The 16,948-nt window shown below is 27.7% G+C and carries 24 protein-coding genes and 1 pseudogene; 21 read left to right on the top strand and 4 right to left on the bottom strand.

Features of this window, described 5'->3' with window-relative positions; genetic code table 11:
• The first annotated feature begins 46 nt into the window (after positions 1–46).
• From M4I33_RS10160 to M4I33_RS10255, 20 genes and pseudogenes are all read left to right on the top strand, one after another.
• On the top strand, positions 47–250 hold the full coding sequence (locus M4I33_RS10160; protein WP_257916681.1) for a hypothetical protein: 204 nt from the start codon (positions 47–49) through the stop codon (positions 248–250).
• Positions 251–262: 12 nt separating this feature from the next.
• A complete protein-coding gene (locus M4I33_RS10165; RefSeq protein ID WP_257916682.1) occupies positions 263–835 on the top strand; it encodes a hypothetical protein in 573 nt (190 codons plus the stop codon).
• A gap of 232 nt (positions 836–1,067) precedes the next feature.
• On the top strand, positions 1,068–1,811 hold the full coding sequence (locus tag M4I33_RS10170; protein WP_257916683.1) for a TadE/TadG family type IV pilus assembly protein: 744 nt from the start codon (positions 1,068–1,070) through the stop codon (positions 1,809–1,811).
• 27 nt (positions 1,812–1,838) lie between these two features.
• Positions 1,839–2,450, top strand: a complete 612-nt coding sequence (locus M4I33_RS10175; protein ID WP_257916684.1) for an A24 family peptidase — start codon at positions 1,839–1,841, stop codon at positions 2,448–2,450.
• A gap of 11 nt (positions 2,451–2,461) precedes the next feature.
• The gene (locus M4I33_RS10180; protein WP_257916685.1) at positions 2,462–3,130 is read left to right on the top strand and encodes a hypothetical protein; all 669 of its coding nucleotides are present in this window, start codon (positions 2,462–2,464) and stop codon (positions 3,128–3,130) included.
• Positions 3,127–3,648 (top strand): prepilin peptidase, encoded by a 522-nt coding sequence (locus M4I33_RS10185; RefSeq protein WP_257916686.1) that lies wholly within the window; start codon positions 3,127–3,129, stop codon positions 3,646–3,648. Before M4I33_RS10180 ends, M4I33_RS10185 begins: the two co-directional genes overlap by 4 nt.
• 340 nt (positions 3,649–3,988) lie before the next feature.
• Positions 3,989–5,434 carry a hypothetical protein gene (locus M4I33_RS10190; protein ID WP_257916687.1) on the top strand — a complete coding sequence of 482 codons (1,446 nt, stop codon included), beginning with the start codon at positions 3,989–3,991 and terminating at the stop codon, positions 5,432–5,434.
• 94 nt (positions 5,435–5,528) lie between these two features.
• Positions 5,529–6,449: pseudogene (locus M4I33_RS10195) on the top strand (DUF5702 domain-containing protein); the annotation flags it as partial.
• Between the two features lie 12 nt (positions 6,450–6,461).
• A complete protein-coding gene (locus tag M4I33_RS10200; protein ID WP_257916688.1) occupies positions 6,462–7,100 on the top strand; it encodes a hypothetical protein in 639 nt (212 codons plus the stop codon).
• A gap of 217 nt (positions 7,101–7,317) precedes the next feature.
• Positions 7,318–7,461, top strand: a complete 144-nt coding sequence (locus M4I33_RS10205) for a hypothetical protein (RefSeq protein WP_257916689.1) — start codon at positions 7,318–7,320, stop codon at positions 7,459–7,461.
• A gap of 267 nt (positions 7,462–7,728) precedes the next feature.
• Positions 7,729–7,956, top strand: a complete 228-nt coding sequence (locus M4I33_RS10210; RefSeq protein WP_257916690.1) for a hypothetical protein — start codon at positions 7,729–7,731, stop codon at positions 7,954–7,956.
• Positions 7,957–8,070: 114 nt separating this feature from the next.
• Positions 8,071–8,256 carry a hypothetical protein gene (locus tag M4I33_RS10215; protein ID WP_257916691.1) on the top strand — a complete coding sequence of 62 codons (186 nt, stop codon included), beginning with the start codon at positions 8,071–8,073 and terminating at the stop codon, positions 8,254–8,256.
• Between the two features lie 12 nt (positions 8,257–8,268).
• Positions 8,269–8,907 carry a hypothetical protein gene (locus M4I33_RS10220; protein ID WP_257916692.1) on the top strand — a complete coding sequence of 213 codons (639 nt, stop codon included), beginning with the start codon at positions 8,269–8,271 and terminating at the stop codon, positions 8,905–8,907.
• A 128-nt stretch (positions 8,908–9,035) separates the two neighbouring features.
• Positions 9,036–9,221, top strand: coding sequence for a hypothetical protein (locus M4I33_RS10225; protein ID WP_257916693.1), 186 nt, complete (start codon positions 9,036–9,038; stop codon positions 9,219–9,221).
• A gap of 12 nt (positions 9,222–9,233) precedes the next feature.
• Positions 9,234–9,872, top strand: a complete 639-nt coding sequence (locus M4I33_RS10230; RefSeq protein WP_257916694.1) for a hypothetical protein — start codon at positions 9,234–9,236, stop codon at positions 9,870–9,872.
• Positions 9,873–9,987: 115 nt separating this feature from the next.
• Positions 9,988–10,173, top strand: a complete 186-nt coding sequence (locus tag M4I33_RS10235; RefSeq protein WP_257916695.1) for a hypothetical protein — start codon at positions 9,988–9,990, stop codon at positions 10,171–10,173.
• 12 nt (positions 10,174–10,185) lie between these two features.
• Positions 10,186–10,824, top strand: coding sequence for a hypothetical protein (locus tag M4I33_RS10240; RefSeq protein WP_257916696.1), 639 nt, complete (start codon positions 10,186–10,188; stop codon positions 10,822–10,824).
• A 218-nt stretch (positions 10,825–11,042) separates the two neighbouring features.
• Positions 11,043–11,186, top strand: a complete 144-nt coding sequence (locus tag M4I33_RS10245) for a hypothetical protein (RefSeq protein ID WP_257916697.1) — start codon at positions 11,043–11,045, stop codon at positions 11,184–11,186.
• Positions 11,187–11,453: 267 nt separating this feature from the next.
• Positions 11,454–11,681, top strand: coding sequence for a hypothetical protein (locus M4I33_RS10250; protein ID WP_257916698.1), 228 nt, complete (start codon positions 11,454–11,456; stop codon positions 11,679–11,681).
• Positions 11,682–11,796: 115 nt separating this feature from the next.
• Complete coding sequence (locus M4I33_RS10255) at positions 11,797–11,997, top strand: hypothetical protein (protein WP_257916699.1); 201 nt, start codon at positions 11,797–11,799, stop codon at positions 11,995–11,997.
• Positions 11,998–12,209: 212 nt separating this feature from the next.
• Here M4I33_RS10255 and M4I33_RS10260 read toward each other — a convergent pair whose 3' ends face one another.
• The gene (locus M4I33_RS10260; protein WP_257916700.1) at positions 12,210–13,304 is read right to left on the bottom strand and encodes a putative manganese transporter; all 1,095 of its coding nucleotides are present in this window, start codon (positions 13,302–13,304) and stop codon (positions 12,210–12,212) included.
• 223 nt (positions 13,305–13,527) lie between these two features.
• Between M4I33_RS10260 and M4I33_RS10265 the strand changes: the two genes are divergently transcribed.
• The gene (locus M4I33_RS10265; RefSeq protein ID WP_257916701.1) at positions 13,528–14,097 is read left to right on the top strand and encodes a hypothetical protein; all 570 of its coding nucleotides are present in this window, start codon (positions 13,528–13,530) and stop codon (positions 14,095–14,097) included.
• A gap of 115 nt (positions 14,098–14,212) precedes the next feature.
• On the opposite strand, the gene M4I33_RS10270 is transcribed toward M4I33_RS10265, so the two are convergent.
• The 3 genes from M4I33_RS10270 to M4I33_RS10280 are packed head-to-tail and all read right to left on the bottom strand — an operon-like array spanning position 14,213 to position 16,243.
• A complete protein-coding gene (locus tag M4I33_RS10270) occupies positions 14,213–14,713 on the bottom strand; it encodes a hypothetical protein (protein ID WP_257916702.1) in 501 nt (166 codons plus the stop codon).
• A gap of 14 nt (positions 14,714–14,727) precedes the next feature.
• On the bottom strand, positions 14,728–15,333 hold the full coding sequence (locus M4I33_RS10275; protein ID WP_257916703.1) for a J domain-containing protein: 606 nt from the start codon (positions 15,331–15,333) through the stop codon (positions 14,728–14,730).
• A 4-nt stretch (positions 15,334–15,337) separates the two neighbouring features.
• Positions 15,338–16,243, bottom strand: a complete 906-nt coding sequence (locus M4I33_RS10280; protein WP_257916704.1) for a DUF5685 family protein — start codon at positions 16,241–16,243, stop codon at positions 15,338–15,340.
• Positions 16,244–16,948: the final 705 nt, after the last annotated feature.

Genomic DNA, 16,948 nt, shown 5'->3' on the forward strand with positions numbered 1-16,948 from the left:
TACTGACTTTTTAAGGTTTAGATTATTTTTACTTGATGAAGGTCATATGATCGATAGAACTCAAGATTTAATAGCTTTAAATTTAGGAAATAGTAATGGAACTTTTAATTATAGGGAGTACGCTTCAGAGGCGTCAATAGAAGCTGAGGTCGGAATGGGAAAATGGTTTGGAAATTCCGTTTTTAAGGGAAGTGAAGATAAGGAAAAGCATAATTTTAATGCAGTAAAGAGAAAAAGAAGTTATAGATAGGGAGGAAAAGAAATGAAAAAAAGATTAATAGGAAGTTTAATAGCAGGGATAATGATATTTTCACTAGTTGGCTGCGGAGGAAGTGAAAAATCAGAGGGGGAAGGAAGCAGCACGCAAGTATCATCAGAAGAAAGTGATGAAAATAAAGAGGATGCAAAAGAAGAGGTTCAAAAAAAATTAGAAAGTAGACAAAGAAAAATTACAAAAGAAGAGATAGTAGAAATTGCAGATAAGTACTATGAAGAAATGAGAAAATTATTAAAAGAAGATGGATATCCGATTGGTGAATGGGACAAATATAAATCTGGAGTAGTAGGAATTGATTATGTTGGTGATGAATGTGCAAAGATGAAAAAAGGTAAGGATATGGTAAAACATGTAGAGTTAAATTTTGTAGAGTCGAATAATGCAGGTAGTTTCGGCGTTAAGGTAAAATACAATATTGATAATAAAGCAATTAAAGAAGGAAAGGATTTTGATTTAAGAAAAACACCTTTTGAAAAATATGGCTCTGTTTTATTTAAGGATTTGAAACTAAACTATGATGAATTAAATAAAAAGTTAAATGAGAAATATAGAGAATAAGTAAAAGAAGATGAGGAATTTGAAATAGAAGGGCTATTACATGAAGAGAAAGAGGGGAATGTAATAAAAATAACCGCTTATGATGGAGAAATAATTATGAATGTAATATCACCACAATATATATATAAATAAAATAAAAAGGAGTAAGGAGCTTTGCTCCTTACTAGTACATAATATATATTTTGGAAAGGGGAATTTGGAGAAGGTTACAATTTTTTTGGAGGATTTAAAAATGAAAATAAGAAAAGAGAGGGATAAGGGATCACTAACTATTGAAGCTGCGCTAATAACACCTATTTTTATATTTGCTTTATTTGGAATGTTGCAATTTTTAGGATATTTAAGAATATATGATAGGGTACAAACTAGCGTCAATGATGTTGCTAGGGTTGTTTCAAAAAGTACATTTATACTAGGAGATATTGGGTTAGATAATATATTAACAAAATTGCAGGAACATGATCCAAGTATGAATGAAAAGAAATTACTTGATACGAGCTTAGAAACATTTGGAGTTGCGGAATTAGTAGATCCAAATTTTTCAACTGCAAAAGACAAATTGGTTGAAAGGGATATAGCAAATAATTCTAATAAGGAATTTTTGAAAAGTAGATTTAAAGAAAATAAAAATACTTTTTTTGCTCAAGTAGCATTTACTTTTATGGAAAGCGTTATAGGATGGAATGTTTCGGGAGGTGCAAACGGAGTAGCTCAAGAGACTATGACAAAATTTATAAAGAGTGTGTCAGAAGGTTATTTAGAATGCGAATTTGATGACAATTTAGATAAATATGGTTTTGTAAAAATGTCATCAGGCAAATATTTTGATTTAGACGGGACAAAATTAGAACTTGGAGAAAATGATGAGGTAGAGATAGTAGTTTCTTATAGGTTAAAGCTTCCTACCATTTTTGGTAAAAATAAAAGTTTGCCAATTAAGCAAAGAGTAGCATTAAAACTTTGGGTTGGGGCTTAAAAATATATTAGGTAGGGGAGAATAATAATGATAATAGGAAGTATTTTGATTTTTATAATAACTGTTCTAATAAGTGTTTTAATAGATTCTATAATATTAAAAGAATATAAGATAAAAGAAAGGATAATGGATTTAAAGAATAATAAAATATTTGTAATGGAAAATTGCATAATAATATTCATTTCCATTGGTTTATATAGTTTATTGAAAAATACGAGAGAATTTTACTTGTATTATTTCATGATACTAATTTTATATAAAGTTTCTGTAATTGATATAAAGACGAAACTTGTGAATAGAAAGTTACTTTTACTTTTAGTAATTGTAAGTTTATGGTTTCCGTTTGTAATGGGCATAAATATTATGAATTCTCTAATTACTTCGATAGTGTCATTTTTTGTGCTTTTTGGGGTTTCTAAAGCAACTAAAGGTGGATTTGGAATGGGGGACGCTAAGATAATAGGGATATTGGGATTTGCGTTAGGGTATGAAGGCTTACTAGGAGTATTACTAGTATCTAGTTTTGCAGTGTTTTTATTTAGTATAGGCCTGCTTATAAAAAGTAGAAGAAATAGAACTATTCCATTTGTACCATTTTTATTGTTAGCATTAGTTACATTAATATATTTAAACAATTAAAAGGGGAATTTATGAATAAGAAGATATTATATTTATTTGGTTTTTTGTCGTTAATAGCAGGGATAATAATTATATATGGTTGCATGAATGATGGAACTAAAATAGGAAGTGAAGAGTCAGGTTTTTTTTGGCAAAGGGATAAAAAAGAAATTAATGATAAAGAGGAAAAAAAGGTAGAAACTGATGAAGTAAGAAAAAATATGGATAGTATATTAGAAGAATATAGAGGATTAAATGATAAAAATAAAATTGAGTTTACTCCAGCTGATTATTCACCTCAAATAGAAGGTAATGATTGGTTTATATATGATGAAACTGATAAGGATATTAAAAAAAAGGAAGGTCATATTTTTTTATTATATAAAATTGTACCTAATTTTAAAAATGAAACAACTAGAAATCAAGTTGTGGTGAAATATAAGATTGATAAAAATAAAGCTAATGATATAAGCAATATGTCTATATTAGAGTACGGGGATAAAATTATAGGTAAGGTGGATAGAGATATAGAAAAGATTAATTCGATTTTAAACTCTAAAAGTAAAAATATATCAGAGACAATAGAATACGAGAATGAAAATGGACAAGAAAGAATTATAATTTATGAAAATATGATTGAATATAGAGTTTTAGAAAAAGCTCAAAAAACAGAAGGTATAAAGTTCAAGGAGGGGTTATGATCGATATACTAAAATTTATCTTTTTGATTTTAACTGTATTTGTATGTGCATATACAGATTTAAAATATAGAGTTGTTAAAAATAAAGTTGTAGCAATTTCGATTATAGTAGGAATATTATTAAACTTTATTGAAAATGGGTTTAAGGGTTTCTTAAGTTCTGCTATTGGTGTGATTATACCATTTGTAGTACTGTTTGTACTTTTTGCTATTCGTGCTTTTGGTGCAGGTGATATAAAACTTGTATGTGCAATAGGTGCTATTATGGGGATTGATTTTGTAATTAATAATTTTATATTTAGTGTATTTATTGGGTTCTTAATGATAATTTTATCTTCAATGATTGATAAAAATACGGTTAAAAAACTGAAAGATTTCGTTTTATCTATTTTTAACATGTTTTTATCTAGAACTATTTCTGATTCAATTTCTCCTAAGGATAAAAAGGGTATTCCTTTTGCAGTTGCAATATTTATAGCAACAATAGTGCAAGTTATATCGAAAGTAGAAATTTTTTAAAAGTTTATCTGAAAGGAATACAAATAAATTAAGCAACTTAGTAGTGATAAGGTTTATTTAGAAAAAAGGTTAAGTTTCAGATAAAGAGTTATAAAGCTCAGTATAAGGAAATAAACCAGATTGTTAAAAATAAACATAATAAAACCTCTATAGATTTGATAAATACAGAACTTGGATTTAGTGAGGAACGAGGGAAATATACTGAAAGTGTTGGAATGACTACAAATTCATCATCCGGAGGAATGGGAATAAATATTAAATCTAAATAAATTAAGTAGAAGATAGATTTTAGATCTATCTTCTACCTTAAATACTTTAATTGAAAATATAATATGAAGAATTGAATAAGAGTAAAGAATATAATTGGAGGATTGATAATGAAATAAAAGAAATATTTACGGAAAACATATTAGCAGAAGATAGTGGGTTTGACTTATATAAGATGAGTCCATCAGCTAATGATATAAACGTAAGATACGGAGATGCTTTATTTACAGGGGATAACAGTAATGGAATTTTAGAAACACAGATGATAAATGATATGAAATATATGACTTTTGAAAATCTAGCATTAGAAGTTATGGAGAAGTTTAAGAAACAAGAGGAAGCACAAAAGGAAGTAGATGCTTCGGAGGATTTTCAAGATATACAAGAAGACATATCAAAATTAGATGATGAGATGGAAGATATTCGATCAGGGGAAGAGCATATTTACGGGTTAATGACTCTTATGGGAGTAAATACCTACGATAGTGATAAGCAATTTCCAAAGTTTAAGAAGATTTTTGAGTCAAGTAGTGAAATAAGTGCTAATAGAATAATAGGAAAAGTAAAAACAAAGAATGCATTTGAGTATTTAAAAAAAGTTAATGATAAAAATGTAATGAAAGATGCTGATGATTTTTATAAGACAGACTTTTTCTACACATTAACAAATGTTTTATATGTGAAAATGCTAATTAGTGCAAATGATATACAAGCTCAAAAAGATATAGAAAGATACAATAAAGAATATAAAGATTGGCAAAACTCAGGAGGGAGCAATAATCAAGGTGAAAATTCAAAACCTCCACCAGAGCCTTTAAAACTTTGGGAAAAGGAAAAGTATGCTAACAAACTATCTAAGTTTGACAAAGATATAAAAGATTATAAAGACACTTTTAATAGGCTTATTGTAAAGATTAATGATAATGCGAAGAAGGCAAGAATAGAGATAACTAAAAATAGAAGTAAATTTGAAAAGATAGAGAAAGACTTAAAAGCATTAAAAATAAAGGTTGAAGCTCTGCCAAATAATCAAGAGTTTAAACCTACTATGAAAAAGGAAATAGAAGATCTTTTAGAAGATGTTAAAAGAGAAAGGCTAGATGAATTAACAAAGGCTTTCACAAAAACAGAGGAAGCTTGTAGATATATTTCAGGAAATGGTTCTACAAGTATGATAGATAAGTTTGGTAATGAACTAAAGCCTATTGAAGATAAAATAAAAAATAAAGAAATAAAAGTTAAATTATCAGACAAAGATAGAAAAGATTTATACAGATATATGAAAGACGGAACTATAAATTCTGCAACTGCGGATGCTATTGTTTTAGGAAAAGTGGGAATTAACAATAACGATGTAAAAAATAAAATAACTAATAAATTAAAACCAACCTTTCAAAAACATTTTGTTAATTCTAATTCATTAACTAAAAGTAATAGGAAGAGTTTTACTTTTGAATTAGAATTAAAGTTAAAGCACCTCAGTTTGATACAGAGAGTGGGATTTGGAAAGAAATTTTAGATACTTTTAAAGAACTGAAAAAAATGGCAGATGACTCAAGTCTGAGTAATATCAAAGCGCCACTTTATGGAGAAAGGCAAAAGTATCAAGAGGAGATTTACCTACAAATTCCAAATATGAGGTTCCAGCAGACGATGAAGATCCAGAGACAAGTAAAGTTATAAATTCACCTGAAAGTAATGCAAATAAATTAAGTGATTCAGTTATCGATAAGGTTTATTTAGTTGAGTATCTAATGAGTAATTTTAAAAGCATGATAGAAGATACTGAAGGTGGAGCAAAGAGAGTACCAGTAATGCCAGAAGGAGACACAGCTTTAAGAAACAAAGTTGAAGCTATATTATTTCAGAAAAAAGGTGAATTCTCAGATAAAAGAGCTGTAGATAAGATGACAAATAGACTTCTCTTTGAAAGAGCAGCCTTAAACCTTGTAGGATTCTTTTGTGATTCAAACAAAAGAAAATTAGTAAGAGGTATTTCTATCGCATTATCAGGAAGTTTTGCACCTTTAACAATTTGCTTTGCAGCAATAATAACAACAGGTTGGGTAGGGTATGAGAGTTTATTAGATGTAAAAGATTTACTAAGAGGAGGAAATGTTCCTCTAATAAAAAATAAAGATAATTGGGTTACAAATTTAACTATAGGAATTGATGATGAAACTGATTTAATAGATAGAATACCTTCAAGCGGAAGTCAAGATGATTTATTTAGATTAAATGGAGGCGATGGTGACTTTTATAATGAGCAAGATAAACTAAATTTTAATTATAATGATTATCTAAGAATGAATTTATTAGTTGCAAAGGATGCAGAAATAATAAATGGAATGAAGGATTTAATTGTTAAAAATATGAGGATGGAAGACTCAGAATTTGCTTTTAATGATAAGTTTACAAAGATAAATCTAGAAGTGGATTCAAGGATGGAACTTCTATTTGATATGACAGCATTTGGAGGGAAAAGTGGAACAATCAATTTTAAAAAGATGAATATGAATAAGGGATATAATTAGGAGGTTTAGGATATGAAAAAGAGATTAATAGGAAGCTTAATTGCGGGAATTATGATACTTTCACTAATAGGATGTGGAAGTGAGGATAAAGCTAAAAGTGATGAAGGAAGTAAACCAGTAGCTTCAGAAGATATTAATGAAGCAGAAAATGAAGAAATAGCCAAGAATAATGAATCTTTATCTCCAGAAGAAGCAAAAGCAGAGTTTGCAAGAATAAAACCAGAGTTGATAAGTTATTTTAAGGAAAATGGAATAAAATACAAAGAAAAAAATGATGAGTGGATTGCTTTTGAGCAGAAAGTTGGCGATATGAAATTAGAGGGGGAAATTTCTAGTAATAATGATGTATATTCGAAGATAAATATTTTCTTTGATGGAGAGAAAGCAGGAAAAGGAGAGGTTGATATAGACCTAGATAAAACAATGGCTCCTAAAGTTTGTGATATAGTGACGGGAATAAAAGGAAAGAGTTATAAAGACCATTATGAAGAAATAAACCAAATTGTTAAAAATAAACATAGTGAAAATCCCGATGATTCAATAGAAAAAGAATTTGGATTTAGTGAAGAAAGAGGGAAATACAAAGAAAGTGTTGGAATGAGTATAAACTCATCATCAGGTGAAATGGGAATAAATATTAAATCTAAATAAATTAAATAGAAGATAGATATTAGATCTATCTTCTATCCTAAATATTTTAATTGAGAATATTTAAGAGTATTTTTAATTAAGACATTTAAGAGTAAATCTAGAAGTGGATTCAAGGATGGAACTCTTATTTGATATGATAGCTTTTGGAGGGAAGAGTGGCACAATTAATTTTAAAAAGAAGAATATGAATAAGGGATGTAATTAGGAGGTTTAGGGTATGAAAAAGAGATTAATAGGAAGCTCAATAGCGGGAATTATGATATTTTCACTTGCAGGATGTGGAAGTGAAAAAGATGCGAAAATAGATACAGGAATTGAACAAGTAGCTTCTGAGGAAAGTAATGAAACAGAAGGTGAATAAGTAGATAAAAATAATGAATCATTATCACCAGAAGAAGCTAAAGCTGAATTTGCAAGAATTAAATCAGAATTAATAAGCTATTTTAAGGAAAATGGAATAAAGTACAAAGAGAAAAGTGATAGTTGGTTAATTTTTGAACAAAAAATTGGGGATGTTGAGTTATCAGGAGATATTGCTGAAGACAACGACATTTATTCAAATATAAATATATATTTTAATGAAGAAAAGGCAGGAAAAGGAGAGGTTGATATAGATTTAGATAAAACAATGGCTCCTAAGATTTGCGATATAGTAGCAGGAATAAAAGGAAAGAGTTATAAAGAGCATTATAAAGAAATAAACCAAATCGTTAAAAATAAACACACTGAAAATCCTGATGATTCAATAGAAAAAGAATTTGGATTTAGTGAAGAGCGAGGGAAATATAAAGAAAGTGTGGGAATGCCTAGAGGTTCATCAAAAGGAGTAATGGGAATAAGCATTAAATCTAAATAAACTAAATAGAAGATAGATTTTAGATCTATCTTCTACCCTAAATATTTTAATTGAGAATATTTAAGAGTATTTTTAATTAAGACATTTAATATTGTTTTATTAGTTATAAATGGTATGAAAGATTTAATTGTTAAAAATATGAGAATAGAAGATTCTGAATTTGCTTTTAATGATAAGTTTACAAAGATAAATTTAGAAGTGGATTCAAGGATGGAACTTCTATTTGATATGACAGCGTTTGGAGGGAAGAGTGGCACAATTAATTTTAAAAAGAAGAATATGAATAAGGGATGTAATTAGGAGGTTTAGGGTATGAAAAAGAGATTAATAGGAAGCTTAATTGCGGGAATTATGATATTTTCACTAATAGGATGTGGAAGTGATGATAAAGCTAAAAGTGATGAAGGAAGTAAGCCCGTAGCTTCAGAAGATATTAATGAAGCGGAAAATGAAGAATTAGGCAAGAATAATGAATCATTATCTCCGGAAGAAGTAAAAGCTGAATTTGCAAGAATTAAACCAGAATTAATAAAGTATTTTAAAGAAAGTGGGATAAAGTATCAAGAAAAGAATGATACAAGAATTGCTTTTGAACAAAATATTGGAGATATGGAATTATCTGGAGAAATACATGTTAATAAGAATATTTATTTAAAAGTAAACATCTATTTTGATGGAGAAAAAGCAGGAAAAGGAGAAGTCGATATAGACCTAGATAAAACAATGGCTCCTAAAGTTTGTGATATAGTAACAGGAATAAAAGGAAAGAGTTATAAAGAGCATTATGAAGAAATAAACCAAATCGTTAAAAATAAACACACTGAAAATCCAGATGATTCAATAGAAAAAGAATTTGGATTTAGTGAAGAACGAGGGAAATATAAAGAAAGTGTGGGAATGCATAGAGGTTCATCAAAAGGAGTAATGGGAATAAGTATTAAATCTAAATAAATTAAATAGAAGATAGATATTAGATCTATCTTCTATCCTAAATATTTTAATTAATAATATTTAAGAGTATTTTTAATTAAGATATTTAAAAATGAATTTATTTTTTATAAGAAGAACCAATAAATGGAATGAAAGATTTAATCGTTAAAAATATGAGAATCGAAGACTCAGAATTCGCTTTTAATGATAAGTATACAAAGATAAATCTAGAAGTGGATTCAAGAATGGAGCTTTTATTTGACATGACAGCTTTTGAAGGGAAGAGTGGAACAATCAGTTTTAAAAAGATGAATATGAATAAAGGATATAATTAGGAGGTTTATGAGATGAAAAAGAGATTAATAGGGAGCGTAATTGCTGGAATTATGATATTTTCACTTGCAGGATGTGGAAGTGAAAAAGATTTAAAAGGGGATGAAGTAAACAAGCCAGTAGCTTCAGAGGAAAGTAATGAAGCGGAAAATGAAGAAGGGGAGAAAAATAATGAATCTTTATCTCCAGAAGAAGCTAAAGCAGAGTTTGCAAGAATTAAACCAGAATTAAGAAAGTTTTTCAAAGAAAATCGAATAAAGTATAAAGAGAATAATGACGAGTGGATTGATTTTGAACAAAAAGTTGGGGACATGAATTTGAGTGGAGAATTAAAAGGGGGAGAGGAAATATATGTAAATATATATATTTTTTTTGATGGAGAGAAAGCAGGAAAAGGAGAAATTAATATAGATTTGGACAAAACAATGGCTCCTAAAATTTGCGATATAGTAACAGGAACAACAGGGAAAAGTTATAAAGAACATTATAAAGAAATAAACCAAATCGTTAAAAATAAACACACTGAAAATCCTGATGATTCAATAGAAAAAAATTTTTCCTATGAAGAAGATAAGGGGAAATATACAGATGGAGTAGGAATGAATACAAATTCTACGGAAGGATGTATTAATATAGTTATTAGTTCCAAATAAATTAAATAGAAGATAGATTTTAGATCTATCTTCTACCCTAAATATTTTAATTGAGAATATTTAAGAGTATTTTTAATTAAGGCATTTAATTATTGATTTATTAGTTATAAATGGAATGAAAGATTTATTTGTTAAAAATATGAGAATAGAAGATTCTGAATTTGCTTTTAATGATAAGTTTACGAAGATAAATTTAGAAGGGGATTCAAGGATGGAGCTTTTATTTGATATGACAGCTTTTGGAGGGAAAAGTGGAACAATCAATTTTAAAAAGATGAATATGAATAAGGGATATAATTAGGAGGTTTAGTATATGAAAAAGAGATTAATAGGAAGCTTAATTGCGGGAATTATGATATTTTCACTAGTAGGATGTGGCAGTGAAGATAAAGCTAAAAGTGATGAAGGAAGTAAGCCCGTAGCTTCAGAAGAAAGTAATGAAGCAGAAAGTGAAGAAGCAGACAAGAGTAATGAATCCTTATCACCAGAAGAAGTAAAAGAAGAGTTTGCAAGGATAAAACCAGAATTGATAAGTTACTTTAAGGAAAATGGGATAAAGTATCAAGAAAATAGTGATATATGGATAGATTTTGAACAAAATGTAGGGGATATGAGATTAAGCGGTGAGTTAACAGGTGATTCAGGAGTATATGCCATAATAAATTTATACTTTGATGGAGCAAAGGCAGGAAAAGGAGAAATTGATATAGATTTAGATAAAACAATTGTTCCTAGGGTTTATGATATTATAACAAATTCAAAAGGGATGAGTTATAAAAAATACTATGACCAAATAAATGAGGCAGTTGAGAACAAGTATAGAGAAAATCAGGATGCATTTAAAGAGAGTAGCATAGAAATAAAAGAAAATGTTAAGGGGTATACATGTCAAGTAAATATGAATAATGTTGATAATTCTGGAGTATTAGATATAGTATTTGAATCTAAATAATTTAGAATAGAAGATAGATTTTAGATCTATCTTCTATATTAAATATTTTAATTGAGAATATTTAAGAGTATTTTTAATTAAGACATTTAAGAGTAAATCTAGAAGTGGATTCAAGGATGGAACTTCTATTTGATATGACAGCTTTTGGAGGGAAGAGTGGAACAATCAATTTTAAAAAGATGAATATGAATAAGGGATATAATTAGGAGGTTTAGGATATGAAAAAGAGATTAATAGGGACTTTAATAGCTGGAATTATGATATTTTCACTTGCAGGATGTGGAAGTGATGATAAAGCTAAAAGTGATGAAGGAAGTAAGCCCGTAGCTTCAGAAGAAAGTAATGAAACAGAAGGTGAATAAGTAGATAAAAATAATGAATCCTTATCACCAGAAGAAGCTAAAGCTGGATTTGCAAGAATTAAATCAGAATTAATAAGCTATTTTAAGGAAAATGGAATAAAGTACAAAGAGAAAAGTGATAGTTGGTTAATTTTTGAGCAAAAAGTTGATGATATAAAGTTAGCTGGAGAAATTACTGAGAATAATAGTATATACACAAAAATAGATGTTTATTTTGATGGGGAAAAAGCAGGAAAAGGAGAAGTTGATATAGATTTAGATAAAACAATGGCTCCTAAGATTTGCGATATAGTAACAGGAATAAAAGGAAAGAGTTATAAAGAACATTATGAAGAAATAAACCAAATCGTTAAAAATAAACATACTGAAAATCCTGATGATTCAATAGAAAAAAATTTTTCATTTAAGGAAGAAAGAGGGAGATATATTGAAAGTGTCGCAATGAGTATAAATTCATCATCAGGAGAAATGGGAATAAGCATTAAATCTAAATAAATTAAATAGAAGATAGATATTAGATCTATCTTCTATCCTAAATATTTTAATTAATAATATTTAAGAGTATTTTTAATTAAGACATTTAATTATTGATTTATTAGTTATAAATGGAATGAAAGATTTAATTGTTAAAAATATGAGAATAGAAGATTCTGAATTCGCTTTTGATGACAAGTTTACAAAAATAAATCTAGAAGTAGATTCAAGGATGGAACTTTTATTTGATATGACAGCTTTGGGAGGAAAAAGTAGCACTCAAGTATCATCAGAAGAAAGTGATGAAAATAAAGATGACTCTAATGATGAATCATAAGAAAATCTTGATAGTGGACAAAGAAAAATTTTAAATGAAGAGATAGTGCAGCTTGCTGATAAGCATTATCCTATGATGAATTAAATAAAAGTTAAATGATAAATATAGAGAAGAATTAAAAGAAGATGAAGAATTTGAAATAGAGGACTTATTATATAAAGAGGATGTTCTATATAATTTCTTAAAACATCCTCTTGTTCTTTTGTATTATTTTATAATAAATAAAAAGCTAGTCCGATTATTATAGCGGGGATAGTAGTTATAACTGTTGCTAAGAATGCAGACTTTTTATCCATAGCGATTAAAGGAAATAGAGCATCTCCATCTTGGGAAATAGCATTAGAGATTAATGCCCCAAAAGGAATTATTCCTTTAGTATATAATGTTACAAATATGATTTGAGGACCACATCCTGGGATAAGTCCAATAAGTGCACCTCCAAAGACAGATATCAAACCAGAATAAGTTAAATAGTTTGTTAAAATATCTTCGCCACCTATAAAATATACAACTAATTCATATAAAAAGTATGCAACAAAGACTAATGATATAACAAAGGCAGTTTCTGATACGTTATGGATTAATGTTTCTTTTAAAGAAGAGGACTTATGGACTTCTAATTCTTCAGTATCGTTAATAAGTAATTTTTTATCTATAAACATATATATTATAGAAAGGATTGTCCCTAAAAATCCTACTAAATTAAAAATAGAATTTATTAAAGGGTTTTTTATCTCTATTCCAGTAAGTAATGTTACCCCCATTATAAAGCCTATAATAGATAAAATTATAAAAAGTTTATATAAAAAACCATGAGTTAGTTTATAAGGAATAGAACCTATATTAGGATCTTTTAAATCTAAGTTTTTATTAATGTTCTCATCTTTCGGAGTATGAGTTAGGTTTAGCCTTTTTGAAATATTAAAATAATCACATAAATATCCAACTACAAGTGCTACTAAAAAAGATATAGCTGATACTTTAAAAAAGTCTAATAAAGAGTGGGATATTAAAACGAAGGCTGAATCCCCCATAGTAGCTATTAAAGTAGCTATTACTGTACCAAAGGAAATATGACCTTTAACAAAGAGTGGCATAACTAATATAGCGCCTCCGCACCCAGGACTTAACCCGAGCAATGCACCTATAAGTGGTTGAAGTTTTTTATTATTTATTAAAAATCGTAAAAATATATTATCATATTTATAATTTATAAAACCAAAGGCAAAAAGTACAATTGAAACGAAGACACCAACTTGTAAAAACGAGTCTACCGCGCTTTTAAATATTAATTCAAATATAATCATAAAATAACCTCCTTTATGAATTTATCTTATGATAACATAAATGATAATGATTATCAATAGGAGAATTAATAAAATAGAATCATAATTAAGAATACGCTGGAATTATATTACAATAATTATGTATAATATTACTATAATATATTTATTAATTACATTAATAAGACTAAGAGCAGAGGTAGAATTAATTATTAAAAAAGGGGATACCGTTTTGTAGGAGGGGAAAATGAGAAGATTAATATTATTAATTACAATTTTTTGTACTTTAATTATTGGCGGTTGCAGCCAAGATAAAGGTTTTTCGATTAAGTCTAAAGAGTTTACAGATGAACAAAGTGAAATGTTAGCACTTACAGGAAATAGAGCCTTTAAATTTGAATTAAAAAACTTACCCAAAGATAAAAAATATGAAATAAAAATCGTATATGAACTCTATAAAGATAATAAAAAAATATTAGAAGAAAATATTATTGGAATGGGATATGTCCCTACGGTGGAGAAGGTTGAAGACAGAAACATAGCAATAGCAATAGAAGGAAATAAAATAAGAGCATTGTCTGATGGGTTATATAGTAATTTAGATATAGAAGAGGATATATCTAAACTAACAAACTATTATTTTGATGGTAAGAGAAAAATAAACATAGGTGATGAAGTATACTTATTTCATGCAAATGATAATGGACACTGTGCACCTATGGATAAATTAGGAGAATTATCAAATGAAGAATTGGATAATTTAATTTCTGATAATAAATTAAATGTATTTATAAAATTAGTATGTAAAGAAATATAATAATTAGTTTGCATTAAATTATTCTGATTTCAAATGAAGTGGAGAAGGATTTGTCCACTTTTTATTTGTATAAAAAGTACAGAAAAAAATACCTATAGTATTTTACTGTAGGTATTTAAAATCTGTTATGAAACCTTCTAAAATAGTAAGTGATTAATAAAGTAATTGCAAAATCATATAGCAATATAAAAGCTTGTGCTAAAATCACAAATATCCAAAGTGGAAAAGCTAAAGTAAAATTTAAAATAGCATATTTAAAAAACATATAAATTATAAAAAATATTATGTTTGAAAAAGCTAATTTTAATATTATTTCAAAAGGTTTATTATTTAGTTTTTCTATAAAGAATTTTATAATTCCAAAGTTACCAAAATACAAAATATAAAGTATTGAGGTATCTATAGGAATTAAAAATAATGCAATAATAGAAGAGGCGATATATACAAATACGCCTGTTTTTAGGTTATTTCTAATTATTGCTATAGGAACAAAAATCGATGATAAGGTAAGAAGCGCTAAAGTATTTATTCTTATAATTAAAGAAAGATACAAAACAATAATAGTAAGCGCAACTAGTATACCACCTGTAGAGATGTTTTTAGCTTTGCTATTCATAGCTCTAGATTTAATTAGCAGCAGCTAATTAAATCTCCTCCACAACACTCACACATTGAATCTAAACAAACAAGTTGACAGCAGCAGTCACAAGGGCTTGCACCAACATTTGTTTGTCTGTAAGTGTTTCCGTAGTTTCTGTTTCTCATATTTAAACTATTTAAAGTTTGTCTATATTCAAAATTATTAGGGTCCATACTAACAGCAGTTTCTAAATTAGTTTTAGCTGAATCGAACCAACCCTTATTAAAATTACAAATTCCCATTAAAAAGTACCATTCAGCAGTTCTGTTACTTATAGCGTTAAGTTTAGCTTCAGCTGAATCTGTATCTCTTCTTTGAAGAAGGTTTCTAACTTCGGTGTAAGCGTAAGAGTCAGATGATGAATTATAGCTAGAATTATTCGTATTTGAATAATTACTTCCGTTAGATGAAGAAGGGTTTTTAATTAAAATATCATAAGCCTTATTAACTTCAGCTAACTTTTCAGTTGCAAGTTCTTTTAAAGGGTTATCCTCGTATTGGTCTGGGTGATATTTTTTTACCATTTGTCTGTAAGCTTTTTTGATTTCTTCTGGAGTTGCGCCTTCTCTTACTCCTAAAATTTCGTATGGATTCATTATATTAAACATTCCTTTCTTTTTTGCATTCTTTACAGTTGCAGTCATTTAGTATTTTTGTTAGTTTATCCATCATTCCAAGTGATATTACATTTTGAATGATATCTTTATTTTTAAAAGTATCTAACTTTTGAAAGTTTTCATTTAAAGTAGAACCGCAAGATAATATATTAAATTCAATTCGTTCTTTTATTATTTCTTTAAATGAAGTATAATCTAAGTTTTCTTTATTAAAAAGATAATTTATAGGATTAAATTTATCTTTTTCCATATCTTCTTTTAAATCGTCTAAAGCATCTATAAGATAGATCCACTTTCCTAAAGAATAACCTAAATCATAAAGATTTTCTCTAAGGGTAAATGAATCATTTTTAAATCTATAGGGATATTTTTTAAGTATCGAACCTACAATCACACTAAAAGGGTGGCAGATTTCATCTATAGAAGTAAAGTTTTTAGACTTTTCTAGTTTTTCTAAGTTTAATAAATTTTCTTTAATAACGTTATTCACTTTTTCTATATCTTTAGAAAACTTTCTTCTATAAGGGCTTAGTGCAAAAAGAGATAATTTACTTTTAACAGTATTATCGTCTAATTTGTCATCAAGCAATTTGAAGTAAACTAAAGAGACATTCATACTAGCTGCATAATCAATAGCTCTATTATTAAAAATCATTTGCTTTTTTAAATTAGGGTGTGCTATGCATCGTTTAGATTTTAAATCTAAACTTGTATCTTCTAAGCTATCTAATAAAATAGCTAAAAAAGTCATATCGTAATTTAAGCCTAATCTAGGTAAATTTCCATAATTCTTTTTTATACTCATACAAACTCCGCAATAATAGCTTCTAAATAGTTCATAGTCTTTTACTTTCATTTCAGGTTTCATCGGAGTTATATATCCAAACATTTAAAGTCTCCTTCTATTTTAAGTATAAAATTATTATACAATACTTTAAATAACAAAAACAGTACCTTAATATATAGAAGAAAGAATAAAATGTGTAAAAGTGGAAAAAATATTAACACCTTCATTTAGAGGGTTACGTAGGTTTTTAAAATTGCTAGCGATTTTTCGCTAGCTTTTTTAACGTATTGAAAATTATAAGTTAAAGTTAGAATAAAATAAAATGTATATTTAAAATGAAATTTATGAAATAAAAAAGCAGAAGATTATAAAAAGGCTTCTGTAAATTGGTAGAGTTTGAAAAATTATTGAGGTTTAAAATACGTTTTTAATAGAAAAAGTAGTAACGTGAAATTATGCTTTAAAAGGTTAGGGGTATTTTGGGGTATTGGTAATAAATGGGGGCTGAGGTTATAACTAATAATAAAAATTTTTTCGAAAAAACTACAACATTGTTACGAGATATTATTGGTACAAGGGATTTTCGCTATATTCATATAAATTTTTGATATTTTGGACAAGTAAAAAATAGTTAGACAAGCTATAGAAAATCAATAAAGGTAGACAAGTAGATTAGCTAAGGACAAGCTATTAAGATATACTTATATTAGGAATAAATATTGTAGAAAATTTAAATTACTTTTACACAAAAAATAGAACTTATTAAATTAGATAAAATAGTATGTTTTTCATAAGATCCTTCATAAA

Source organism: Clostridium sp. LY3-2 (assembly GCF_024705715.1).
Classification (GTDB): domain Bacteria; phylum Bacillota; class Clostridia; order Clostridiales; family Clostridiaceae; genus Clostridium.